At 60.5% G+C, this 21497-nt stretch carries 23 protein-coding genes and 2 tRNA genes; 15 read left to right on the forward strand and 10 right to left on the reverse strand.

What is annotated here, in order from left to right:
• Positions 1–214: 214 nt before the first annotated feature.
• Positions 215–1024 (reverse strand): helix-turn-helix domain-containing protein, encoded by an 810-nt coding sequence (locus K5R33_RS17950; RefSeq protein ID WP_220750462.1) that lies wholly within the window; start codon positions 1022–1024, stop codon positions 215–217.
• 118 nt (positions 1025–1142) lie between these two features.
• Between K5R33_RS17950 and K5R33_RS17955 the strand changes: the two genes are divergently transcribed.
• The 3 genes from K5R33_RS17955 to K5R33_RS17965 are packed head-to-tail and all read left to right on the forward strand — an operon-like array spanning position 1143 to position 2471.
• Positions 1143–1358 carry a hypothetical protein gene (locus tag K5R33_RS17955; protein WP_220750463.1) on the forward strand — a complete coding sequence of 72 codons (216 nt, stop codon included), beginning with the start codon at positions 1143–1145 and terminating at the stop codon, positions 1356–1358.
• Positions 1358–1621, forward strand: a complete 264-nt coding sequence (locus K5R33_RS17960; RefSeq protein ID WP_220750464.1) for a hypothetical protein — start codon at positions 1358–1360, stop codon at positions 1619–1621. The genes K5R33_RS17955 and K5R33_RS17960 overlap by 1 nt, the downstream gene beginning before the upstream one ends.
• Positions 1608–2471 (forward strand): site-specific integrase, encoded by an 864-nt coding sequence (locus K5R33_RS17965; protein WP_220750465.1) that lies wholly within the window; start codon positions 1608–1610, stop codon positions 2469–2471. Before K5R33_RS17960 ends, K5R33_RS17965 begins: the two co-directional genes overlap by 14 nt.
• A gap of 252 nt (positions 2472–2723) precedes the next feature.
• Here the strand turns inward: K5R33_RS17965 and K5R33_RS17970 are convergent.
• Positions 2724–2797 (reverse strand) — tRNA-Cys (locus tag K5R33_RS17970).
• A gap of 132 nt (positions 2798–2929) precedes the next feature.
• On the opposite strand from K5R33_RS17970, the gene K5R33_RS17975 reads away from it, so the two are divergent.
• From K5R33_RS17975 to K5R33_RS17985, 3 genes are all read left to right on the forward strand, one after another.
• Positions 2930–3583 (forward strand): protein-L-isoaspartate O-methyltransferase family protein, encoded by a 654-nt coding sequence (locus tag K5R33_RS17975; protein WP_220750466.1) that lies wholly within the window; start codon positions 2930–2932, stop codon positions 3581–3583.
• 87 nt (positions 3584–3670) lie between these two features.
• Complete coding sequence (locus tag K5R33_RS17980; RefSeq protein ID WP_220750467.1) at positions 3671–5080, forward strand: TolC family outer membrane protein; 1410 nt, start codon at positions 3671–3673, stop codon at positions 5078–5080.
• A 122-nt stretch (positions 5081–5202) separates the two neighbouring features.
• Positions 5203–5904 (forward strand): hypothetical protein, encoded by a 702-nt coding sequence (locus K5R33_RS17985; RefSeq protein ID WP_220750468.1) that lies wholly within the window; start codon positions 5203–5205, stop codon positions 5902–5904.
• Positions 5905–6168: 264 nt separating this feature from the next.
• On the opposite strand, the gene K5R33_RS17990 is transcribed toward K5R33_RS17985, so the two are convergent.
• Positions 6169–6492 (reverse strand): DUF6280 family protein, encoded by a 324-nt coding sequence (locus K5R33_RS17990; protein WP_220750469.1) that lies wholly within the window; start codon positions 6490–6492, stop codon positions 6169–6171.
• A gap of 324 nt (positions 6493–6816) precedes the next feature.
• On the opposite strand from K5R33_RS17990, the gene efp reads away from it, so the two are divergent.
• Entirely contained in the window at positions 6817–7380 is a 564-nt protein-coding gene (gene efp, locus K5R33_RS17995) for an elongation factor P (RefSeq protein ID WP_220750470.1), read from the forward strand.
• Between the two features lie 34 nt (positions 7381–7414).
• Here efp and K5R33_RS18000 read toward each other — a convergent pair whose 3' ends face one another.
• Positions 7415–8026, reverse strand: coding sequence for a TetR/AcrR family transcriptional regulator (locus tag K5R33_RS18000; protein WP_220750492.1), 612 nt, complete (start codon positions 8024–8026; stop codon positions 7415–7417).
• 97 nt (positions 8027–8123) lie between these two features.
• Between K5R33_RS18000 and K5R33_RS18005 the strand changes: the two genes are divergently transcribed.
• From K5R33_RS18005 to K5R33_RS18030, 6 genes are all read left to right on the forward strand, one after another.
• Complete coding sequence (locus K5R33_RS18005; RefSeq protein ID WP_220750471.1) at positions 8124–8423, forward strand: hypothetical protein; 300 nt, start codon at positions 8124–8126, stop codon at positions 8421–8423.
• 70 nt (positions 8424–8493) lie between these two features.
• Complete coding sequence (locus K5R33_RS18010; protein ID WP_220750472.1) at positions 8494–9780, forward strand: homoserine dehydrogenase; 1287 nt, start codon at positions 8494–8496, stop codon at positions 9778–9780.
• Between the two features lie 54 nt (positions 9781–9834).
• On the forward strand, positions 9835–10866 hold the full coding sequence (gene mgrA / locus K5R33_RS18015; protein WP_305067759.1) for an L-glyceraldehyde 3-phosphate reductase: 1032 nt from the start codon (positions 9835–9837) through the stop codon (positions 10864–10866).
• Between the two features lie 624 nt (positions 10867–11490).
• Positions 11491–12450, forward strand: coding sequence for a class II fructose-bisphosphatase (gene glpX / locus K5R33_RS18020; RefSeq protein ID WP_220750474.1), 960 nt, complete (start codon positions 11491–11493; stop codon positions 12448–12450).
• A 66-nt stretch (positions 12451–12516) separates the two neighbouring features.
• Positions 12517–14277: a single-stranded-DNA-specific exonuclease RecJ gene (gene recJ, locus K5R33_RS18025; RefSeq protein ID WP_220750475.1), complete on the forward strand. Its 1761-nt coding sequence runs from the start codon at positions 12517–12519 to the stop codon at positions 14275–14277.
• Between the two features lie 64 nt (positions 14278–14341).
• Positions 14342–14416, forward strand: a tRNA-Glu gene (locus tag K5R33_RS18030).
• 32 nt (positions 14417–14448) lie between these two features.
• Here the strand turns inward: K5R33_RS18030 and K5R33_RS18035 are convergent.
• The 3 genes from K5R33_RS18035 to K5R33_RS19260 form a co-directional block, all read right to left on the reverse strand.
• The gene (locus tag K5R33_RS18035; RefSeq protein ID WP_220750476.1) at positions 14449–15534 is read right to left on the reverse strand and encodes a tyrosine-type recombinase/integrase; all 1086 of its coding nucleotides are present in this window, start codon (positions 15532–15534) and stop codon (positions 14449–14451) included.
• A 1-nt stretch (position 15535) separates the two neighbouring features.
• The gene (locus K5R33_RS18040; protein WP_220750477.1) at positions 15536–15745 is read right to left on the reverse strand and encodes a hypothetical protein; all 210 of its coding nucleotides are present in this window, start codon (positions 15743–15745) and stop codon (positions 15536–15538) included.
• Between the two features lie 68 nt (positions 15746–15813).
• The gene (locus K5R33_RS19260; protein WP_220750478.1) at positions 15814–15963 is read right to left on the reverse strand and encodes a FitA-like ribbon-helix-helix domain-containing protein; all 150 of its coding nucleotides are present in this window, start codon (positions 15961–15963) and stop codon (positions 15814–15816) included.
• A gap of 77 nt (positions 15964–16040) precedes the next feature.
• Between K5R33_RS19260 and K5R33_RS18050 the strand changes: the two genes are divergently transcribed.
• Positions 16041–16376, forward strand: a complete 336-nt coding sequence (locus tag K5R33_RS18050) for an Arc family DNA-binding protein (RefSeq protein WP_220750479.1) — start codon at positions 16041–16043, stop codon at positions 16374–16376.
• A gap of 103 nt (positions 16377–16479) precedes the next feature.
• Here the strand turns inward: K5R33_RS18050 and K5R33_RS18055 are convergent, their stop codons facing one another.
• A complete protein-coding gene (locus K5R33_RS18055; RefSeq protein ID WP_220750480.1) occupies positions 16480–17220 on the reverse strand; it encodes a hypothetical protein in 741 nt (246 codons plus the stop codon).
• A gap of 141 nt (positions 17221–17361) precedes the next feature.
• On the opposite strand from K5R33_RS18055, the gene K5R33_RS19265 reads away from it, so the two are divergent.
• A complete protein-coding gene (locus K5R33_RS19265; RefSeq protein WP_220750481.1) occupies positions 17362–17700 on the forward strand; it encodes a helix-turn-helix domain-containing protein in 339 nt (112 codons plus the stop codon).
• A 128-nt stretch (positions 17701–17828) separates the two neighbouring features.
• Here K5R33_RS19265 and K5R33_RS18065 read toward each other — a convergent pair whose 3' ends face one another.
• Positions 17829–20318: a S8 family peptidase gene (locus K5R33_RS18065; protein WP_220750482.1), complete on the reverse strand. Its 2490-nt coding sequence runs from the start codon at positions 20316–20318 to the stop codon at positions 17829–17831.
• Between the two features lie 3 nt (positions 20319–20321).
• On the reverse strand, positions 20322–21485 hold the full coding sequence (locus K5R33_RS18070; RefSeq protein ID WP_255576507.1) for an AAA family ATPase: 1164 nt from the start codon (positions 21483–21485) through the stop codon (positions 20322–20324).
• Positions 21486–21497: the final 12 nt, after the last annotated feature.

The following is a 21497-nucleotide window of genomic DNA, read 5'->3' on the forward strand; positions in this document are numbered from 1 at the left end:
CGGCAATGTGATGTTGACTGTAGGGTTTGAAATTCCCTCGGTTACGCCAGGATATTGGCGCGGTGAATATACCGAAAGAGAAGTCGGTTGAACACTGGGGCTCGCTAACAGATAACGTCACAAAACCTGCTCTCAAACGCGAATACCGGCGTTCCGCCCTTGCATTGATCTGAAAGCGGCCGCAAGCTTTCCCGCAAGCTTTCCGGACCGGGGTTCAAGGATCAGTCTCCGCACAGTTTTCCCGGATCATGTCCAGCACACCGTTGGTCTTCATTCTTCGGGCTTGCGTCACGCGGGTTAAAGCTTGGTCAAATTGCTCATCGTCGCCGGTTGCGTAGGATTGCTGCAAGAGCTGGAATTGCTGTTCAACGCTTTCGGCAAGAGCCTTGTCGCTATCTCCGGCAAGTATCGGGCTTTGGTAGCTCGGGTTCTTCAGCTCTTTGTCTAGTTCTTCAGCCATTTCCTCGTCAGCCAGATCATCGGTCAACCGTTGAGCGACTCTCTTGATCGAATGATCCGTCCGCCGAATGGAGTGAGGCCAGTCAGCGACTTTGAGTACAACGTGTGCTACGACCTTATCGACTGGCGCGGAGCGATAGGCCTTCAGGCAAGCCGCAAAGAGGCTGATGGCAAGCCTGGCGTCGTCTAGTCGGCAACGCCTATGTGGTACTTCCGGTGGCAGTCCAAAGACATCGGATAGCTCAACGTCACCACGAGTGACGATCTCTTCGACTATGTCGCCCGGCACGGGCGTAGCGCCAGTCTCATAGTTGTAGAGTGAACGGCGAGTTATATCCAATTCATCGGCGAAGTCTGTTTGGGATAGCCCGCGTTTCTTGCGGTACTCGGTAATGCCCTTCGCGAGTGAGGCGGGCTTTCGTGTTCGCTTGAGTTCCTTTGTGCGCTTTTCGGCAAGGGTAATTTCATACCGCTTCTGCCACGCAGCTTCGCGTTGTTTCTGGTCCCAAGTCTCGAGTCGGCGCAGATCACTTCCGGGAAACTCAAAAACTCGACCTTTGGACATTCGCGCCTCCTAAATTCTGAGAAAATATCTTCCCATATGGCCGGAAGGTTTGTCTAGGCCGGGATTGTCTCTGGAAACATGCAGAAACTTGTAGAAACCTGAAAAGCAAGACATTTTGATGAGGCTGCAAGTGCAAAATCTCGACGACATGCTGACCCCGGAAGAGTGGTGTAAGAAGCTGCGCAAGACAGGCGCAATCGTGTCGGCAAGGGCATTGCGGACCAAGGCGCGCGAGCATGGTCAGTACTATTCGATTGGTCGTGCGATGATGTTGTCTGCCCAGCAGCTCGAAACCCTCATGAGGCTTGATGCTTCGAACAAGGGGGCAGAGTGATGGATTTCAGCGTCAAAGCAATCAGCCTGGTTTCGTCTGATGACCTCGCATCGGCGCTTGGCTTTGCGTCCCCGAACGATGCGTTTCGCGGGTTCTGTCGCAATCTGGGGATCACGCCAGTTCGAAGAAACCCGAACTTCTTCGACCCCAAACTTGTAAGGCTTCGCTTGGATCAAGCCCAAGGGCTACCTGCGGCTGCAGCGGCTGCCGCGAACGAAGGCGACCTTGTGGAAGCGAGGAGGGCGAGACGTGCCGCGCAGTAGCTTGCCGAAGGGCGTCCACAGGGTTCGACGCAAGACCGTCGAAGGCATGAAGTACCATTTCTATGCCTGGCGGGGTGGTCCTAAGTTTTGGACTGACACGGTCAGAGAACCACGTGATCCGAAATTTCTGATCGCTTACGCCGAAGCGATCAAGACCCGACACTCAGCTGACTACATGACGCCGCAAATGGTAGACGACTTCCTGGACAGCACCGCGATGCCCAAGGGCGAACGCACGCAGGCCGACTACAAGAAGTGGGCTTTGCGATTTGCGGACGAGTTCGCAGACGATCCTGCGAAGCTTTGGGAAAACCCAAAGTCGCGCGGTGAGTTGAACGAGTGGCGGGCCAAGTGGAAGGACTCGCCAAAGCAACACGACTATGCGGGCACTGTTGCGGTTCGCATTCTCAATTGGGCGCGTGACGAAGGGAAGATCGCTGCGCTTTATTGTGACCGTCTTCACCGAATCTACTCGGTAGATCGGGCCGAGATCGTTTGGACAGAAGCGGATCAAAAGGCATTCAAAGACGCCGCGCCGTCGTGGGTGAAGCGCGTGATGACACTCGCATGTGAAACGGGTTTGAGACCCGCCGACCTTGTGCGGTTGACGCGTGGCAACCTTGAGAGCTTTGACGGCATAGATCGTTTTCGGGTGCGAACTCAGAAGCGAGGGCGTGTAGCGCATATCCCAGTGACCCCAGAACTTCGACAGTTGATCGATGAAACGCCTGCGGACCAGCTTGTTTTGCTCGTCAACGACCGCAACAAGCCGCTCAGGCCCACATCGGCCAGCCGAGCCATTACACGATACCGGGACCGCATAGCCGAAAAGCTGAGCGTCCGACACTGAAGCTCCAAGATACGCGCGGAACGGCAGCCACAAGGCTTCTGCGTGCCGGTCTAGGGCTCAACCAAATCGCAAATCACACGAATTGGTCGCTTTGTTAGGCCGCTGCCTTGATCGAGCACTAAGCCGCCGTTTCGCCTGCTGAGAGCGCAGAAGTCCTCGACTTACTGAAGCGCGAAAAGCAGCGTCGCGAGGGCAAAACTGTAAACGACCCCGATGGGCAAAGAGAGGAGAGAGATAAGTGCTTGAAAATATTGGAGGCGAGTACCGGAATCGAACCGGTGTACACGGATTTGCAATCCGCTGCGTAACCACTCCGCCAACTCGCCCCGCTGGTGGTGTGGTCTCCTAACCCCGCTGGACGCGTGCCGCAAGACGTGACTTGCAAATGCGATTGCGCCATCGGCGGGGTCGTGCAATCTGGTCGCGACCGAAACCGAACCGATGGGTTTAGATCGAGAATGACCGACTCCCAGTCTTTGCGTACAATGATGGTGGACACACAGGTCCGGCCATCGGACGTCACGAAATTCCCTATCATCGCTGCCATGCTTGATATCCCGCGGGAGGACTACGTGCCCGCCGCCGCAGAACCAGTCGCCTATATGGACGCGCCGGTGCCCTTGGGCGACGGGCGAGAGATGATGGACGCCCGGACCTTAGCCAAGATGTTGGACGCGCTCGCCGTAGAAGACACAGACGAAGTTTTGATCGTCGGCGGCGGCCTTGGATACAGCGCGGCGGTCATGGCGCGTATGGCCGCATCAGTCGTAATGGTGGAAGAAGACCGCGCCATGGCGTCGGAGGCGGAGGCGGCCCTGGGGCGCGCATCGGTCGACAACGCCGCCGTGCTCGAAGGCCCCTTGACGGACGGTGCGGCCAAGGCCAGCCCATTTGATGTGATCTTGATCGAGGGCGGCATCGAAACCGTTCCGGACTCTCTGTTGCAGCAGCTAAAGGACGACGGTCGTATCGCCGCATTGTTCCAAGATGGGGCCCTCGGCGACGTGCGGATCGGACATATGGCCCAAGGGCGCGTGGCCTGGCGCTTTGCGTTTAACGCAAGCGCCCCTGTCCTGCCGGGGTTCGAAACGGCGCGTGAATTCTCGCTGTGATGGCGGACTGGGCCAGGCGCGAACTCGCGTTACCGTAGAAAGACTTGGAATATCGGTCGTCAGCAAGACACCGCGAGGAGAGACGCAATGAGGGTTAAGGTTCTACCGGCACATCGTACTGCAATGCGGGGTCTGCGGCGTGCGTCCGCTGCGGCTGTTTTCGGGGCCGTGACCCTGTTGTCTGCGGGGACCGCCGTCGCGGAAAGCCTGACGGATACCTTCATTCAGGCCTACAACGCCTCGCCTATCTTGGATCAGCAGCGCTTGCTCCTGCGCACCCTGGACGAAGATGTGGCCGTGGCCGTTTCGGCCATGCGACCGGTCGTGTCTGGCCAAGCAAACATTACTGAGACCTTTAATGACGACGGGAACTCCTCCACCGGCGGATCCCTGTCCCTGATCCTCGACTATACTCTGGCGGACGGTGGGCAGCGGCTGATGCGGATCGGCGCCGCCAAGGAAGCTGTGTTGGCGGCGCGCTATGGCCTTGTGCAGCAAGAACAACAGATCCTGTTGAACGCAGCCGATGCCTACCTGGGGTTGCTCCAGGCCCTGCGCAACGTGGACCTGCGCGAGTCGAACCTGCGGCTGTTGCAACAACAGCTCCAGGCAGCCCGAGACCGCTTTGAGGTCGGCGAGGTGACGCGCACCGACGTGACCATTGCCCAAGCGCGACTGGCCTCGGCGCAATCGCTTTTGGCCAATGCCCGCGGGCAGGTGGACATTCAGCGGGAGACCTACCGCCTGGTCACCGGGACACTGCCCACCGGTCGGCTGCTGGCGCCCCCTCCCCCGCCGCAACTGCCCTCGTCCGTGGAACAAGCCCAAGCGCTGGCCCTTCAAGTGAACCCCACAATCATCGCCCTGCAGCATGAGGTCGTGGCGGCAACACTTCTGGCAGACGCAGCCGAGGCCGACCGCCTGCCAAGCGTTGGCCTGCGGGGCACCCTCGGCGACAGTCGGCAAAATGGCACGACCGGATCGCTCTCGATCACGGGAACCGTCCCCATCTACAACGGCGGGCGTCTGTCTGCCTTGAACCGCCGCGCCATCGCGAATGCCCAAGCAACGCGGTCCGAACTGGCACAACAGGCGCGCGCAGTGACAGAGGGAGTCGGTCGGAGTTGGGCCCTGTTGCGCATTGCCCGCGCGCAAATCACCGCATCGCAACAACAGGTGCGATCCGCCCAACTGGCCTTCGAAGGTTTCCGCGAAGAGGCTCAACTTGGGGCGCGGACCACGCTCGACGTGCTCGACGCCGAGCAGGAGCTTCTGGACGCGCGCACCTCCGCTTTGGAGGCGGAAATTGACGCGCAACTGGCAGTCTATCAGGTTCTCGCCGCTATTGGCTTGATGACGACCGATCACTTGGGCCTCAATGTGCGCCGCTATGATCCGACGCAGTATTACAACAGTGTCTCGAACGCGCCGGCCATATCCCCATCTGAACAAGGCGGTCGCCTGGATAGTGTTCTGAGGCGTTTCGGTCGCAACTGATCCCACGACCTTTGGCAGGCGGGCGGTTTGATTTGCCTCCGCCCCCTCTGTTTGTGTTAGGGTCGACGCCAGAAAAACCTGGCGCGGCCCCGAATGTCGTGTCCCCGAACGGAGGCAGGCCCATGGAGCAATCCAAATCACCCCAGGATATCGAAGACGTTTTGTCGTCGATCCGGCGTTTGGTCGCAAACGATGCGCCTGCGATGCCCCCAGCAAACCCGCGGGCACCGGGCACACCGGAGGACACGCTCGTTCTTGCGCCCACGCAGCGGGTGACAGACCCTGAAGATCCGTTTCAAATGATCCGCAGCCTGGCTCAGGAAGAACGGGACGCGCGGGATGCACCCCACGTCCTGGCTGAGGTCGAGGCGGACGTCGGCGCCATCGCACGAGATTTAGCTACGGCAGAGGTCGAAGCCTTCTGGTCGGAGACGGCGAGCGACCAGCCCGTTGAAGACCTGCCGGAGGAGTTTTCGCCGTCAGAGCCTATGGAAGAACCGGAGGCCCCTGCCCCTGATCTGACGACGGCAGATGACTTGACGCAGGCCCCCGAGGTCACCCGCCTTCCCTTGCCACCCCGTGAAACACAACAGCAGACGACGACGCTCTCTCAGGATACGTCAGACGGGCCAACACCTGCGACTGAAGGGTCTCTGGCGGACGTCATGGACGGTATCGGCGACGATGACGCCTTGCGCCAACTCATCGCGGAAATCGTCCGTCAGGAGCTGGCAGGCGCCTTGGGCGAACGCATAACACGCAACGTCCGCAAGTTGGTCCGCCGAGAATTGCGCCAAGCACTGTCGTCAGGTGAGTTCGACTGAGGCTCCGACCCGGAACGTAGGGAGAGCCTCGTCGAGACGCTGTTCAAAGAACCAGCCCCATGGCTTCCGGCGACAGAAGACGCCGAATGCATGCTTCCCATTACGAAATGAAAAACGCGCCGAGCGGTCTGCTCAAGCGCGCTTTTCATGTCTCGAAGACACAGCCTCGGATGATTTGCGAGGGAAGACGCGGCCAAGGGGGCCACGCCATTGGTCGTTGGCACGCTACGCGGGCTCCGGTCTGCAAAGCCCGCGTGTAGAAGATTAAGCTGCTTCAGCAGCCATTTCAGCGGCCTGGCGACGTTCGCTCTCTTCGCGCGACAACGCGACAGAGGTCCGAACTCCACGGCCAACAAACTCCATCAAGCCAGCCACAACCCGCTCATTGGGGTCGATGCCTGCGCAGGACAGAACCTCGCGACCATCGCGCGACCGCGCCCAGCGCGCGATCTGCTCTGGCCCGTTGCCATACTTTTTGTCATCCGAGATCGCATCGTCGAGCGCTGCCAAGACGACCGCAGCAAACAATTTGCGCGCCCGTTGGCCCTGTTCAAAGTTGAACGCAGTTGCGTCGACAAAATCGGTCATCCCGTACTCCTGAATTATTGGTCTTGCGTATCCCCGGTGCGCCCGCCTAACAGACGTTTCGCGATTCTCTCAATGCAATTTCCGAATACCTCACATGCGTGAAACGCATACCCGGTTTCGAAAAACGCTACATATCGGCGTTGAGACGCCGATATCGCCACCAGATATGGGCGCTGTCACGTATCGTTCAACCTTCTGTCAAGGTTTTGCCATCTTTGGTCGCGCGACTTGCTTGACGATCCTCCCGCTCTGGCGCAGCGCTTGAACGCCGACCGCGCCGGCGATAGAGGCAGACAACCAAGTCCCTAGGCCAAGAGTGCGCAGATGCCCAAAATCAATGGCAACGAAATCCGACCGGGCAACGTGTTGGAACATGACGGCCACCTCTGGTCCGCCGTCAAAGTCGACCATGTGAAACCTGGCAAAGGGGGCGCGTTCGCACAGGTGGAACTTAAGAACCTGCGCAACGGCTCCAAACTGAACGAACGCTTCCGCAGTGCCGACAAGGTGGAACGCGTGCGCCTGGAACAGAAGGACCAGCAGTTCCTCTATGAGGCCGATGGCAAGCTCGTCTTTATGGATACCACCACCTACGACCAGATCGAACTGGATGCAGACATCCTCGGGGACCGGCGTCCCTTCCTGCAAGATGGCATGATGATCGTGATCGAATACTACGAAGACGAAGCGCTCAACGCGACCTTGCCCCAAAAGGTGACCTGCAAAATCGTCGAGACGGAGCCGGTCGTCAAAGGCCAAACCGCCGCCAACAGCTTCAAACCCGCCCTGCTGGACAATGGCGTGCGCGTGATGGTGCCGCCCTTCGTTGGCCAGGACGAAGATATCGTGGTCAACACCGAGACCATGGAATACGCGGAGCGCGCGTGACGGGAGGGGGAAAGACTTTTCCGTGAAAAGTCTTTCAAAAAGTCTTCTGCAAAGACTTTTGGGCCCCCACCATGCCGAGCGCCATATCGGCGTAGCGCGCCTCGACCGTTGCACGGTCCAGGCGCCCCCCGTCACGGTACCACGTGGTCACACCGGTGAGCATGGCGATCAGCGCGTTGGCGGCCAGTTTCACATCCGACACATGCATAAGCTGCGCCTCGGCACCAGCGCGCAGGATCTGCTGTGGGACGGCCTCATAACTGCGCCGTAGGACCTCGATCCGAGCGAAGTTATCCGGCGACAGGGATCGAAGCTCCATGTAAGCGATAAAGACCGCGTCTGGTCGGTCCAGGTGGTGCCGGATGTGAAAACGGGAGAACGCATCCAAGCGATCAATCGGATCTCCCTGAGGGTCGACGCTGTCCCAGGCTCCGATCACATCGTCCAAATGGGTGCGCATCAAATCGAACAGGAGGGTCTGCTTATCGCGCGTATAGTGATACAACGCCCCTGCCCCAATCCCGACCTCCGCCGCGATCTGGCGCATGGAAACGGCGGCATAGCCATGGCGCGCAAACAAACGCTCCGCCGCCGCCCGCACGCGGGGGCCCGTCACATCGCCATCGGATCCACTGGGTCTCGCCATGGGTCCGAGGTAAACCGAACAGCCGTTCAATTCCAAGGGCGACCATCGCCATCCGGCCGTCTTGTTCCCCTCTGTCCCACGTTTTAGGGTCCAGATCATGATACGCCCTGCCGTCTTATGTGTTTTGCTCTCTGCCTGTGCAGCAGATCTTCCGCCCATTGATGGCAGCATTTCCGACACTGCGCAGGGCAAGGCCTTCCCCCGTCTCGGTCCCATCGACGGGATTCTGGCGGAGGCGGAGCGCCCGTCTCGCGCAGCCGCCGCAGAGCAATCGCTCCGCGCCAGGGGCAACACGCTGGCACGGCAGGGCATCCCCGCGCCGACGTCGGGTGGATTGGAGGCCAGGGGTCGTCGGCTGCGAGAGCGCGCGGCGGCGTTGCGGGCCGTCCCGCTCTGAGACGCCGTTGCACCCCGGTCGCCGAACCGCTACCCGAAAGCCAATCATTTCCAACGGACGGAGCCGCCCCATGACCACCCCTCTTCGCCTGGGCATCGCGGGATTGGGCACCGTTGGCACCGGCGTGATCCGCATCGTTCAGGACAGTGCCGACTTACTGGCCGCGCGCACGGGTCGTCCCATTGCGATCTCCGCCGTGTCTGCCCGTACGCGGAACAAGGACCGCGGTGTGGATCTGACAGCCTATGGCTGGGAAGACGATCCCGTCGCCCTAGCCAAGCGCGGGGACGTGGACGTCTTTGTGGAGGTGGTCGGCGGCTCTGACGGGCCTGCCAAGGCCGCGACCGAAGCGGCGCTGGCGGCTGGCAAGCCGGTCGTCACGGCCAACAAGGCCATGTTGGCGATCCATGGCCAGGCCCTCGCGGAATTGGCCGAAGCAAACGGCGCCCCCCTGCGGTTCGAAGCCGCCGTCGCGGGTGGTATTCCCTGCATCAAGGCTCTGACGGAGGGTTTGGCCGGAAACAACATCACCCGCGTTTCGGGCGTGATGAATGGCACCTGCAACTACATCCTGACGCGGATGGAAAACAGCGGCCTCCCCTACGAGGACATCTTCAAGGAGGCCGACGCCCTCGGCTATCTGGAAGCCGATCCAAACCTGGATGTGGGCGGCATCGACGCCGGGCATAAGCTGGCCATCTTGTCGGCCATTGCCTTCGGCACCCAGGTGGATTTCGAGGGTGTCCAACTCCAGGGGATCCAAGAGGTCTCCATCGACGACATCCGTAGGGCGGGTGATATGGGCTACCGCATCAAGCTGCTGGGCGAGGCGCGCCGCACCGACGCCGGGATCGAGCAGAGCATGCGCCCCACCCTGGTGCCTGCCACAAGCCCGCTTGGTCAGCTAGAGGGCGGCACCAACATGGTCGTCATCGAAGGCGATGCGGTCGGTCAGATCGTGTTGCGCGGCGCGGGCGCGGGCGAAGGCCCCACGGCCAGTGCCGTGATGGGCGATGTGGCGGATATCGCGCGCGGTTTGCACATCCCCCCATTCGGGCAACCGGCAGCCAGCCTGGCACCCGCCACGCGCGCCGCCGCCGTCACCGAATGCGCCCACTATTTGCGACTGGCCCTGCGGGATGAACCCGGCGCCCTGGCGCGGGTCGCAACCGTCTTGGGACAGGCCGGGATCTCCATCGACCGGATGCGGCAGTACGATCACCCAGGCACCGATGCGCCAGTGCTGATCGTCACCCACCCCTGCGCCCCTGCCGCCCTGGCCGCTGCGCTGGAGGGGGTCACCGCAACGGGCGTCGTCAGCGGCGCGCCGGTCGCCCTGCAGATCCAGACGCCCTAAACCACCAACCCGGACGGAGGTCCCATGGCCCAGCGCAAGCCGAAGCCCTTTCCCCTGCCCTATACCCCTGCGGCAACGCGGTATGACACGATGCCCTACCGCCGGTGTGGCCGGTCGGGCCTGAAATTGCCCGCGATCAGCCTGGGGCTGTGGCACAACTTCGGCGACGACACTCCCCATCAGACCAAGCGCGACATCTGCCGCGCGGCCTTTGACAACGGGATCACGCACTTTGACCTGGCCAACAATTACGGCCCCGAAGCTGGCAGCGCCGAACTGGCCTTTGGACAAATCCTGCGGGAGGATTTCGCCGGCTACCGCGACGAGCTGATCCTGTCGTCCAAGGCGGGCTACAACATGTGGCCGGGCCCTTACGGTGAATGGGGCAGCCGCAAGTATCTGATCGCCTCCTGCGACCAGTCGCTCAAGCGGATGGGCGTCGATTACGTGGATATCTTCTACAGCCACCGCTTCGACCCCGACACGCCCTTGGAAGAGACCATGGGCGCCTTGGATCATATCGTCCGCTCGGGCCGCGCGCTCTATGCGGGGATCAGCAGCTACAACTCGGAGCGGACACGCCAGGCGGCTGCAGTCTTGCGCGATCTGGGCACGCCCTGCCTGATCCACCAGCCGAGCTACAACCTGTTGAACCGGTGGGTCGAACGGGATGGCTTGCTAGACACGCTGGAAGATGAGGGGATCGGCTCCATCGTCTTCACGCCCCTGGCCCAGGGTCTTTTGACGGGCAAGTACCTGGCGGGCGTGCCAGACGGCAGCCGCGCGACCCAGGGGAAGTCGTTAGACCGCGACAGCATAACGCCGGAAATGATCGAGGCCCTGAATGGGCTGAACGCTATCGCACAGGCCCGCGGTCAGACGCTTGCCCAAATGGCGTTGGCCTGGGTTTTGCGTGGCGAGCGGGTGACGACGGCGCTGATCGGCGCGTCCCGGCCCGAGCAGGTGCTCGACTGTGTGGAGGCCACGGCGAACTTGGAGTTCTCGGATGCGGAGCTGGCCGAGATCGACCGCTACGCCGGAGAGAAGGGCCTAAACCTCTGGGCGGCGTCCTCGGAAGAGGTCTAACTCAACTGACAGGGCGGCTTCGGCAAGACGTTGTGCGCCGGGGCCGATGTGCTGAACACAAGCGCAGGCTTCACTGTCGTAATCGCCGACCTGTGGCCAACAATCACGGCGCGCCTGTCGCGTCGGTGAGGTTACCACCTGGGTTCAAATTTCCCAGGCGGCTGGCATTGCGGGGAACTTGCTCTTGCTAGGCGCCGCAGCGACAGGGTCGGCGATATGAACCAATGGTACGCGCCCGGCTCTTCGCAACGCTGCTCTAGTGCGACGGATCACGCCAGGTCACAGGGTCCGAACGAGCCGCCGCGATCCAGGTGTTTTCCAAGACCTCGATTGAACCGCCGTCTCTCATCCCGGCGGCGTCACCCTACGTCGGAGCATTTGGGCGCAGCCAACTCAATGGCTCCCACCAAGACCCTGCCCAACGGCGGCGCTCTCCTAGAACGCATCCCTGCGCCTGCTCATTTGCTCAACAAACCAACGATGAGACTGTTGTTTCAGGGATTGGGGCGCACATCCGCCACGGTTCGCGCTTGATTGCGCCAACGGGTTTGTCAGCGGCGGAGGACCCCGCTAACAGAACCGCGACACAGACGCACAGCCCGTGCCCACCGAAGGACCCTTTCCATGGCGAAAACCGATTTCAACGACCGTATGTTGTCCCTGGGCCTGGCCCGTGTGTCCGAGGCCGCCGCGCTCGCCTCGGCCCGCCTGATCGGGCGTGGTGACGAAAAGGCCGCCGACCAAGCCGCCGTCAACGCCATGCGGGATCAGCTCAACAAGCTCGATATTGCCGGGACCGTGGTCATTGGCGAAGGCGAGCGTGACGAAGCGCCCATGCTCTACATTGGCGAAGAGGTCGGCACAGGCACGGGCCCAGAGGTCGACATCGCCCTGGACCCGCTCGAAGGGACAACGCTGACCGCCAAGGACATGCCCAACGCGCTGACCGTCATCGCCATGGGCCCGCGCGGATCTATGCTGCACGCGCCCGACGTCTACATGGACAAGCTGGCCATCGGGCCTGGCTATCGTGACGGCGTCGTCACCATGGACATGTCCCCGTCCCAGCGGGTCAACGCGCTGGCCGCCGCCAAGGGCTGCTCGACCGAGGACATCACCGTCTGCGTCCTGGAACGGCCCCGCCACGAAGAGATGATCGCCGAAATCCGGACGACCGGCGCGGCAATCCGTCTGATCACCGACGGCGACGTGGCTGGCATCATCCACACCGCCGAAGCGGCCAAGACCGGCATCGACATGTACATGGGTTCCGGCGGCGCACCCGAAGGCGTGCTGGCAGCCGCCGCGCTGAAGTGCATGGGCGGACAAATGTTCGGGCGCCTGACCTTCCGCAACGATGATGAACGGGGCCGGGCCGAAAAGGCCGGCATCACCAACCTCGACCGCGTCTACACCCGCGACGACCTGGTGACCGAAGACGTGATCTTTGCCGCAACGGGCGTCACCGACGGCTCGATCCTGGCCGGGATCAAGCGTGAGGTGGGCTACCTCACCACGGAAACGATCCTCATGCGGTCCAAGACGGGGTCCGTTCGCCGCATGACCTACCGCAACCCGGTCTAACGACCTCTGCAAGGTCCCGACCGTCGGGACCTTGCGCCCGCCCCAAGTGCGCGCCAAACGGGGCCCATGTCTTACTTGGGTGTTTCTCAATCGGCCACCGGTCGCCGCTGGGTGGGCCTGCCCGCCAGCACGGAGCGTTTGGCCGAAGCCATTGCGCAAGCGGGCCATCCCCTGCCACTCGCGCGCCACTTGGCCCGGCGTGGGGTCTCACCCGAAGATGTACCTGCCTTTCTGACGCCGAAGCTAAGGGACCTGTTGCCGGACCCTCTGCGTCTGAAGGACATGGATCTGGCAGCCGCCCGTCTGGTGACCGCGGCGCAGAAGCGGCAGCGCATCGCGATCTTTGCGGACTACGACGTGGACGGGGGCAGCTCTGCCGCGCTGCTGATCTGGTGGCTGCGCGCTTTGGGCCAAGGTGCGACGCTCTATGTCCCCGACCGTATCGACGAGGGCTATGGCCCCAATGCGCCCGCGATTGCAAAACTGGCAGCAGCCCATGACCTGATCGTCTGCGTCGATTGTGGCACGCTCAGCCACGATGCCTTGGCGGCCGCCGATGGATGCGACGTCATCGTTTTGGACCACCACCTAGGCGCAGAGACCCTGCCCCCGGCCCTGGCTGTCGTGAACCCAAACCGCCAGGACGAGAGCGGCGACCTCGGCCACCTCTGCGCCGCTGCCGTTGTGTTTCTGGCGCTGGTCCAGGCCAACCGGCTGCTGCGGGACGCGGGCGCGCCCTGCCCGGATCTCATGACCATGCTGGATCTGGTGGCCCTGGCGACTGTAGCGGACGTGGCGCCGCTCATCGGAGTGAACCGAGCATTGGTGCGCCAGGGCCTGACCGTCCTGGCCAGGAGAAGCCGTCCGGGCCTCCGGGCCTTGGCCGATGTGGCGCGCATGGATGGCCCGCCCACGGCGTATCACCTGGGCTACTTGCTGGGTCCGCGCATCAACGCAGGTGGGCGGATCGGAGCGGCGGATCTCGGCGCGCGCCTGCTGTCCACGGACACCACCGCCGAGGCAGAGGCCCTCGCCCAACGCCTCGACCAATTGAACACCGACCGCCGCGCCGTTGAAGCCCGCGTCACGGAAGACGCCAGGGCTCAGGCCGAAGCACGTTTGGCCGATGGCAGCACGCTCGCCTGGGCCGCCGGAGAGGGCTGGCACCCCGGCGTCGTTGGCATCGTCGCGAGCCGCTTGAAAGAAGCCTTTAACCGCCCCGCCGTGGTCATAGGACTTCGCCCAGACGGGTTTGGACAAGGCTCCGGCAGGTCCGTTGGCGGCGTGGATCTTGGCGCCTGTGTCCAAAGGTTGGCGGCCGAGGATCTGTTGGTCAAAGGCGGAGGCCACAAGATGGCGGCGGGCCTGACCGTCCGCACAGATGGTTTGGACGCGGCCATGGCGCGCCTCGACGCGCTGCTGTCCCGCCAGGGGGCCGCCGACCTGGGCCCGAAGGATTTGTCACTGGACGGCACCCTAATGCCCCAGGCCGCGACGCTGCCCTTGGTCGCAGCGCTCGAACAAGCCGGTCCATTCGGTCAGGGTGCCTCCGCACCGCGCTTCGCTTTCCCGGACCTGCGCGTGCAATACGCGAAACTCGTTGGCGACGGGCACCTGAAATTGACGCTCGGCGACGGGGGCGCGGGCCGATTGGACGCCATTGCCTTTCGCGCCAACGATAATGGGATCGCAGCCGCCGTCGACCGCGCCGCTGGCGCGCCCCTGCACGTGGCCGGGCGGTTGGAGACAAACCGCTGGCAAGGGCGGGAGACGGTCCAGTTGAAGGTCGAAGACGTTGCCGTGGCGGCAGAAACAGAAGTTGCGTGAAAGGTGCAAAAATCCTCTTGCGGCCCCAGGACCGCTCGCCTAAATACCGCTCACGCTACAGAGTGGCCCGTTCGTCTATCGGTTAGGACGCCAGGTTTTCAACCTGGAAAGAGGGGTTCGATTCCCCTACGGGCTGCCACTTCTTCCCGATTATTGTTGTATCCCATGCGGTTACTCCATCGTTTTGCTAACCTGATAGGGGTGGTTAGCAGATTTCGCGTTTTTTTCGTTGCTCTGGAGCTTTGCCAAAGCGCTCTTGGCCAGGTGCATCTGGTCCGACTTCGCCGTGTAGCGACGCACCTCACCATCCGTCTTGTGTCCGGTGATTGCCTTGATCTCATGTGGGGTGCAGCCAGCCTCAGCCATGCGACGTGCACACGCCTTTCGTAGCCCATGCGCCGAACAGTGGGGCAGACCGGCTTCGTTGCAACGATCCCGGAACCAGTTTCCGAACCCCGCCGGTGTGAAGGGCCTGCCCTGCTCGGTCAAAAGGAACGTCCCTGCGTCCTTTGGAAGATCGGCCAGCGCAGCGTCGAGGTCGTTTGAGATTGGGATCAGCAGCGGTGTTTTGGTCTTTTGTTGCCGAACAGCGATGCAGTTGTCTGCAACATCACCCCAACCCATCCGAACCATGTCCGAACGACGCTGGCCCGTATCCAGCATGAGCATCAGGGCAAGGTAAGCCTTGGTGCCGAACGGATGGCGTTTGATGAATTGGGCAATCTCAGCTTCGGTCCATGTATGGTAGCCATCGCCACTGGAGATGAAGCCTTTCATCCCGCGCATCGGGTTCTGCTGGATCATGCCGATATCCACCGCGTAGTTCAGGATCATGCGCAGGCGCTTCATCAGGTTGTTGGCGGCCTCGGGTGTTGCGCTCATTCGGCCCAAGATCGCTTCGGCGTGCTTGCGCTCGAACTTGGAAACCGGTCGGTCCCCATGCTTCATGCAGAACCCTTCGAGAACCCGCTTGTAGTTTGATCTCGTGGTCGGGCTGAGCCGCATGAACAGTGATGAGCCAAAATAGAGCCGCAGGAGCGTGTTGAAATCATCCTTGCGGCCCTGCTGCGGTAACGACGCACGTCGCACCGTCTGGCCCTGCGTCGCCGCGACATATGCCGCAAGGAACTCGGGGCTGCTGATCGGTAGTGGCAGGCGGATACGTTTCCCACGTGGGGGCGTGTAGTAAGCATAGGGCCTGCCGTGACGGCTATTGTAGATGTGGACATATTTGAAACGGACTTCTTGTCTGGCCATGTCACAACTCCTCATCCCACGGGTTATCTTCGGCTTTGGCCGCCGTCTGATCCGGCAGCACGATGTCGATGCGAAAGGAACCATCCGGACGGACGTGAACCGCAGATGGCGTTTTTCCCTGACCGGCGATCAGCGTCATGGCCCGCTTGACCTCCACCACGGAGAACTTCTTCCTGAGCGCCTTCTTGCTGACCGTTCGCGTCCAGTTCATTCGTCTGACCTTCGAAGGCTTGCCCGGCGGTAGGTGTTTCGAAGTCCAAGTTGGGTTCTCTGCCATCGCTACCCCCTCCCGTGCTTGGTGGCGGATCGCAGGATATGGTTCAGCTCACCAGTCATGGTGCGACCGTTGCGCTCAGCCCGCGCACGAAGACCGTCTTTGATCTTCATGCTCGTCCTGAAAATGATCTTTGTGCTCGTTTGATCCTTCATGATCACTCCTTGCGTATAGTATGGCTAGGTGCCATATTTTTGATATGGCGCGCTGCCATACTGGTCAAGGAAAAGTTATGGCACATTGCCATATCATGGGTGTTTCAATGGGAAGAAAACCGAGTGCGGCCCAAGACAAGTTCATCGTGCGCCTGCCTGATGGCATGCGAGAACAATTGAAAGCAGCCGCAGAAGGAAATGGCAGGTCGATGACATCGGAGGTGGTGGAACGCCTAAGAGCATCATTCGAGAAGGAAGAAGCGCAGCATGTGCCAGACTTCACTGCTGCCGTCGTTGTGGAAACGGTGGAGCAAGAGTTTCAAACGCTTCAGAACAAAATCAGCGCCTTGGAAGAGGCTCAGAGCATGCTTGCCCAAGAACTCAGGCAACATATGGCGAAGAAGCCCGGCTGACGACGCGGTAGATCGCCTAGGCTTCATCTAGACTGCCGGTATGCCTTGTCGTGGGTGAAGTGGTGCCTACGAATTAATCGTCGCTGTGCAGGGCTTTGACTGCCTATTCGGACCACGCGGGGACCGGACCAGTCGCTGAGAAGGTCAGCATGTAGGTTTCTGCGGCGGACAGGTCGGCGTTTTCGAGGCATCGAAGCACCGCACGTCTGGCTGCCTGAAACAGCATGGGGTTCTGTTGGTTTCCAACCTGATCAACGACTACCCGGTCTTGGTCAGTGCGCACTGCAACGGTTACGCTTCCAGCCAACCCGGTTCCTGCCGTCCAACACGCATTTACAGCGGACGCTACGCGATGGGAGGGCGTTGCGGGACCGACGACTATCTCGGTCGCAGCGGGGTCAAATGTGAACACGTAACTGCCATTTGGAAGCGTGTTTTCGGCAATGCCACATGTCCGTATCGCCCGCGTCGCTGTCGCATATACCCCCTGCGCTTGAGCGCGATCCAATCCCACGGCAACGTAGTCCTGCAAACGGTCCAGCTGGATACGATTGCCAGATATGTCTACCAGGAGAAGTATTTGTCCCTGTCCCCGAATGTCTTCAAGGCTATCGGTTTCGCTTCCTCGACCGGCTTCGAACCCCGGTTGCGCCCGGATCATGGCCCAACAGTCGGCCAGAAACTCTGTAGCTATGACTTCTGGCACTGCATCGACGCCAAATTCGGCGGCAGCATTCGACAATGGCTGGCTCTTAGGCGGTGTCTCGGCAACAGGCACACCTTGGTCCACCCACCGGAGCAGATAGAACATCGCCGCCCCGAGGATCGCGATCCAAAGAAACACTCCCAGAACCTTTTGCCGCCTCGTCCGGGCAACTCCGTCGCGAACCTCCTTCATCGGCACTCCATAAAGAACATTTTGTTCTTTATTGTATGCCCATAACATTCATGGCGAAAATGAAATTCTCAGAACAAAACGTTCTGGATGGAAATTTTCGCAAACAGACTACGGGAGAGAGCAGAACAGCTCGGCATCTCGAATGCAGAAGCCGCGCGTCGGTGTGGGCTGAACGAACGGCGCTATGCGCACTACACTCAGGGCGTCCGCGAACCGGACCTCCGAACGCTCGTCAACATCGCTCGCACTCTTGAAACTTCGCCAGACTACCTGCTCGGGGCATCCGACCCCGAACCCCAGGACGAGACCAGCCTGCTTCTAGACCGCCTCATGTCCGCTGCCCGCACCTTGAGAAAACCGCAACTCATGACGGTGGTCACACAGACGGAGGCCCTTGCGGCGGAAACCGCCAAAGGGAGCCCCTGAATTTTTCCGTCAATTTCGTGCGTGTAACGTGTCCGTTAGGATCGGCTGTCCCAACCAGCCCCGAAATTCATGAAACCAATAGCAGAAGTCTCTCTACACGGCGGGGCAGACGGGCAAAGCGCTCGGAGCTATAGCCCAATCTCGATTTCTGACGAGACAGGGATTTCGCCCGACACAATTGCGCGGATGGCCGTATGCAAGGTTACTGCCTCGTTGGCAGTCTTAACTGAAACAACCAAGGCATATCGCGTCTTTTGCTGCCGTGTGGCGGTATCAGCGCGGTTCTTCCACCAACCGCCGACCGGCTTAATGCAGAGCATATTACGCGCTAACAGCCACGCGGCTGGCCCTTTCCATTCGTTACAGTGCAGCGATCCGGACGGCGTGCCATCAGGAAAGCGCCAATTGTCGGTGTCCGATTGCGTGGGGGGCTTGCGTCGTGGGTCTGCTCGCTCTTCGACATTCACCCTCTTTTTGAATTCATCAGTGCTTTCCATCCGGCGTTTCAAGTCGAACCGCAAGCCGAACGACTGATACCGATATGGATCGAGCGAAGCTAACGCTCCGGGGTTTGGATCAACAAAGTATGACAAGGTGATCTTCAGTCTCACCTCCTCATCCCCTAGCGCTTCAAATGCCTGTCGCGGCCAGGGCAAGTCGTAATAGTGGCAATCTTTGAAGCCCGAGGCGCCATAGGGTTGGATTTCGGACTGCGCCACCAGAGCGAGATGGTTCTCAGCTGAAGCAATTGCCCGCTTATACGTGGGCACACCGTATCCGAAGTGCCGCAACAGCTTTGCAGCGTCGGTTTTCCCTAAGGGGTCTAGCGCAAACCGCATCTTGTCTGTCCACTCGGCACCGTGGACCATTAAGGCACGGATAGTCTCCGGCCAGTATTCAGGCTTGGCCGCCATCAAGCGGCACGCCAGTCGCGCAGCTTCGGCTGTGGCCGCGCTTGTAGCACGAAACGGCACTAACGGACGCCGGTCAACTTCGGGACCAGACGTTGCGACCGAAAGAGAGGTTGTATCGACAACGGTGGTTCGGGAAGCATCCACAGCGCGGTTTCCAGCTTCCATGACAATGTCGGGTTTGATCGGCCTATTGCGCCCTGTCGTCCATAGCGTCGAAGTCCTCGTGAAAGGGCTAAGGTCGCCCGCTTCGGCAAGCGGCGAATGATCGGCCAATTCAGGTTCGGCAATGTGGATTTTGTCAGTGTAGCCACCAACGGTTACGACATTCCAAGCCTGTGCCGGGTCCTCTATCGGATAAGTGTCCGAGGGTTGCACCTCGTTCAACATGATCGGATTGGGCGCATTTCCTGCGGAAACGACAATAAGGCGTCTGGGTGCCCTTTCGTCATCCATTGTGACGCCCGCAGCCTCTTGGTCAAGCGCGGCGCTCCATGTTGAAGGCTGTGTCCCTGAGATGTCTTCATTAGTAACCGCCATGCAGAAAACGCGGCGGCGTTCTGGTCGCCCGATTTCCGCAAGGCTGACGGCAGACTTGGTGATTGGGCCGTAGAAGCGCTCTTCGGGCTTTTCCATTCCCGGGGGCGGAAGGATTTTTATACTCTCAAGTCTGTGGGCCAGTTTAATCGGATTGTTATCAGACAGCTTCGGCACGAGGTCGCCGTGCAGAGCGATCCCAGCCATTTGTGTTCCATGACCAGGACGCGGACCGGTATCGTCTACCCCCCATTCCGGACGAACACTGTAAAGGTCTGCGGGCGAAAGAGCTGGTTCAATCAGACTATGCGCACGATTGACGCCACTGTCCAAAAGGCAAACCGCAGGAACCTCAACACCGGGCCATTCGATCCGGTCCGCAAGATCGTCGGTCCATTCAAACTGTTCATCAGGATTGAGGTCATCAATGAAGAAATGCGGAGTATCCGTGGCTCGCCGAAGTTCCGTGATCGAAAACCGCGCAAATAGCATCAACTCGATGGTAGCGCGCGCGGCAAGAACGGGAACAACCACGTGTTCTGGAAACACCAAACGCTGTTCCTTTGGAGCGCATCGTGCATCGAGCTTTTCAGCCAAAGCATCGAGAGCATTCTCTGCCGACTTGATGCACCACACCTCCCACCAGATCGTATCGTTGGGGTCTTGCGGCAGCGCTTCCAGATCATCTGTCCAAAAGGTTTCGAGACGGGCCTTTCGGATGGCCTCAATCGGTTCAACGAATGACTTGTATGGCGGGTTTTGACCTTTTTCAGTCAGTTCGCCCGACTGGTAGTCGGCCAGAATGCTTTCAAGTACCGGCTTTGCGTCCTCAGGAACTAACAGGCCAACGATCCGAGTATCGGAGGCTCCCAGCTTTGCAGAAGCCGGTTTCAGATGGCTTTTCTTCCTCTCCAGACTATCCGGGCTGGCGTTCGGTCTCAGCTCCACTTCCAAATAGACACCGGCAGCGGGCGATACCCGTTCATCGCGCGGACGATCTTGCTCAAAGTCGTTTGCTGCCTGCGAGAACTGCCCTCGGAGCATTGCGCCATGCTGCTGGCGGTCCCGAGGAGGAGGGCTTCCGGGAAAACGCTCATTCGTGGACTTGAAGTCCGCGCGCTCCCGTCTGCTTTCGATGTTGATATGCGGTAAGGAGTACTTGGATGCCATCTACTACTTGTTCACTGCCGAAGGTCGAAACGCCTCTCGCATTTCTCGCCTGTCATTCAGCCTACGCAGCAGATCGTCCGAGGTCACGTTCTTCCGTTCAGCCAGGATTGCGCTTTTCACCGCGTCTTCTGTTGCGCGGGCAATCTCAGACTGGCTCAACCCTTGGGCCGATGCAAGAATGCTCTTCCACTTCAGGTTGGGGAATTTCATTGGCCGCAGATTGAACTTGATGATCGTGCGGATTTCTTCGTCAGTGGGCGGACAGAATTCCATAACCAGATCGAACCGGCGCAACAGAGCCGGGTCTAGCAGGTCTGGATAATTCGTTGCGCCAATGATCACGCTGTCCGTGGAATTCGGCTCTTCCATGAATTGCAGGAAAGAATTCAACACGCGGCGCATCTCGGCAACGTCATTCGTCGCGCCTCGATTTCCTCCAACAGCATCGAACTCGTCAAAGAGATATACCCCCCGGTGACGGGCGGTTTCGTCAAAAACGAGCCTCAGCTTGGCGGCAGTCTCACCCATGAAGCGCGTGATCAGGCTTTCCAGGCGGATTACGAACAACGGCAACCGCAACTCACCAGCCAAAGCTTCCGCCGACATCGTTTTGCCCGAACCCGGCGGCCCGACGAAGAGAACACGCCGGTTTGGTGTCTTGCCATGTTCACGGAGCCAGTCACGCTTATGCTGTTGCAAGACAACGTCGTCCAGCCGCGCACGCAACGAGGCGTTCATGACCACGCTTTCAAGATCGAAGCGCGGCGGACGCATCTCGATCAAGTCGGCAAGATCACCGCGCGGGGACGCGAAAGGCACGGCGACGGTTTGGCCGGACGCCGCCTTCTCCCGCGCCTTGTCTACAGCGGCCCTCAGGTCTTCTGCGAGTGTACGACGCCCTTGCCGGGCCTCTGCGGCGGCAACCTGCAACGCGATTGAATAGAAATGCTCGTCGTCACCGTCCGCCTTGCTCTGGAGCATAGCCAGTATCTGCTTTGCGTTGGACATGCTCCAGACCCTTGGTGCTTGCGACGATTTCCTTTTTCCCAACGGGTTAGTCTGTCGGACCGTCTCGGATTCGCGCGAAGATCGCAAATCATGGCTGATTTGTCGACTGGAATTCGGCTTTGACCTTGCGTTCCGCGACGAATTGTGACCGACCCGCACGCCCCCCCGCCC

Source organism: Jannaschia pagri, assembly GCF_019655435.1.
In the GTDB taxonomy this organism is placed as follows: domain Bacteria; phylum Pseudomonadota; class Alphaproteobacteria; order Rhodobacterales; family Rhodobacteraceae; genus Jannaschia; species Jannaschia pagri.

Bases quoted from the DNA above. Each gene is read 5' to 3' on its own strand.
- K5R33_RS18050 (WP_220750479.1), top strand. From the start codon at position 16,041: ATGGCACATTGCCATATCATGGGTGTTTCAATGGGAAGAAAACCGAGT.
- K5R33_RS18065 (WP_220750482.1), bottom strand. From the start codon at position 20,318: ATGGCATCCAAGTACTCCTTACCGCATATCAACATCGAAAGCAGACGG.
- K5R33_RS18005 (WP_220750471.1), top strand. From the start codon at position 8,124: ATGATACGCCCTGCCGTCTTATGTGTTTTGCTCTCTGCCTGTGCAGCA.
- K5R33_RS17960 (WP_220750464.1), top strand. From the start codon at position 1,358: ATGGATTTCAGCGTCAAAGCAATCAGCCTGGTTTCGTCTGATGACCTC.
- K5R33_RS18010 (WP_220750472.1), top strand. From the start codon at position 8,494: ATGACCACCCCTCTTCGCCTGGGCATCGCGGGATTGGGCACCGTTGGC.
- glpX (WP_220750474.1), top strand. From the start codon at position 11,491: ATGGCGAAAACCGATTTCAACGACCGTATGTTGTCCCTGGGCCTGGCC.
- K5R33_RS17990 (WP_220750469.1), bottom strand. From the start codon at position 6,492: ATGACCGATTTTGTCGACGCAACTGCGTTCAACTTTGAACAGGGCCAA.
- K5R33_RS17955 (WP_220750463.1), top strand. From the start codon at position 1,143: ATGAGGCTGCAAGTGCAAAATCTCGACGACATGCTGACCCCGGAAGAG.
- K5R33_RS18035 (WP_220750476.1), bottom strand. From the start codon at position 15,534: ATGGCCAGACAAGAAGTCCGTTTCAAATATGTCCACATCTACAATAGC.
- recJ (WP_220750475.1), top strand. From the start codon at position 12,517: ATGTCTTACTTGGGTGTTTCTCAATCGGCCACCGGTCGCCGCTGGGTG.
- efp (WP_220750470.1), top strand. From the start codon at position 6,817: ATGCCCAAAATCAATGGCAACGAAATCCGACCGGGCAACGTGTTGGAA.
- K5R33_RS18040 (WP_220750477.1), bottom strand. From the start codon at position 15,745: ATGAACTGGACGCGAACGGTCAGCAAGAAGGCGCTCAGGAAGAAGTTC.
- K5R33_RS17985 (WP_220750468.1), top strand. From the start codon at position 5,203: ATGGAGCAATCCAAATCACCCCAGGATATCGAAGACGTTTTGTCGTCG.
- K5R33_RS17975 (WP_220750466.1), top strand. From the start codon at position 2,930: ATGACCGACTCCCAGTCTTTGCGTACAATGATGGTGGACACACAGGTC.
- K5R33_RS17950 (WP_220750462.1), bottom strand. From the start codon at position 1,024: ATGTCCAAAGGTCGAGTTTTTGAGTTTCCCGGAAGTGATCTGCGCCGA.
- K5R33_RS19265 (WP_220750481.1), top strand. From the start codon at position 17,362: ATGGAAATTTTCGCAAACAGACTACGGGAGAGAGCAGAACAGCTCGGC.
- K5R33_RS17980 (WP_220750467.1), top strand. From the start codon at position 3,671: ATGAGGGTTAAGGTTCTACCGGCACATCGTACTGCAATGCGGGGTCTG.
- K5R33_RS19260 (WP_220750478.1), bottom strand. From the start codon at position 15,963: ATGAAGGATCAAACGAGCACAAAGATCATTTTCAGGACGAGCATGAAG.
- K5R33_RS18000 (WP_220750492.1), bottom strand. From the start codon at position 8,026: ATGGCGAGACCCAGTGGATCCGATGGCGATGTGACGGGCCCCCGCGTG.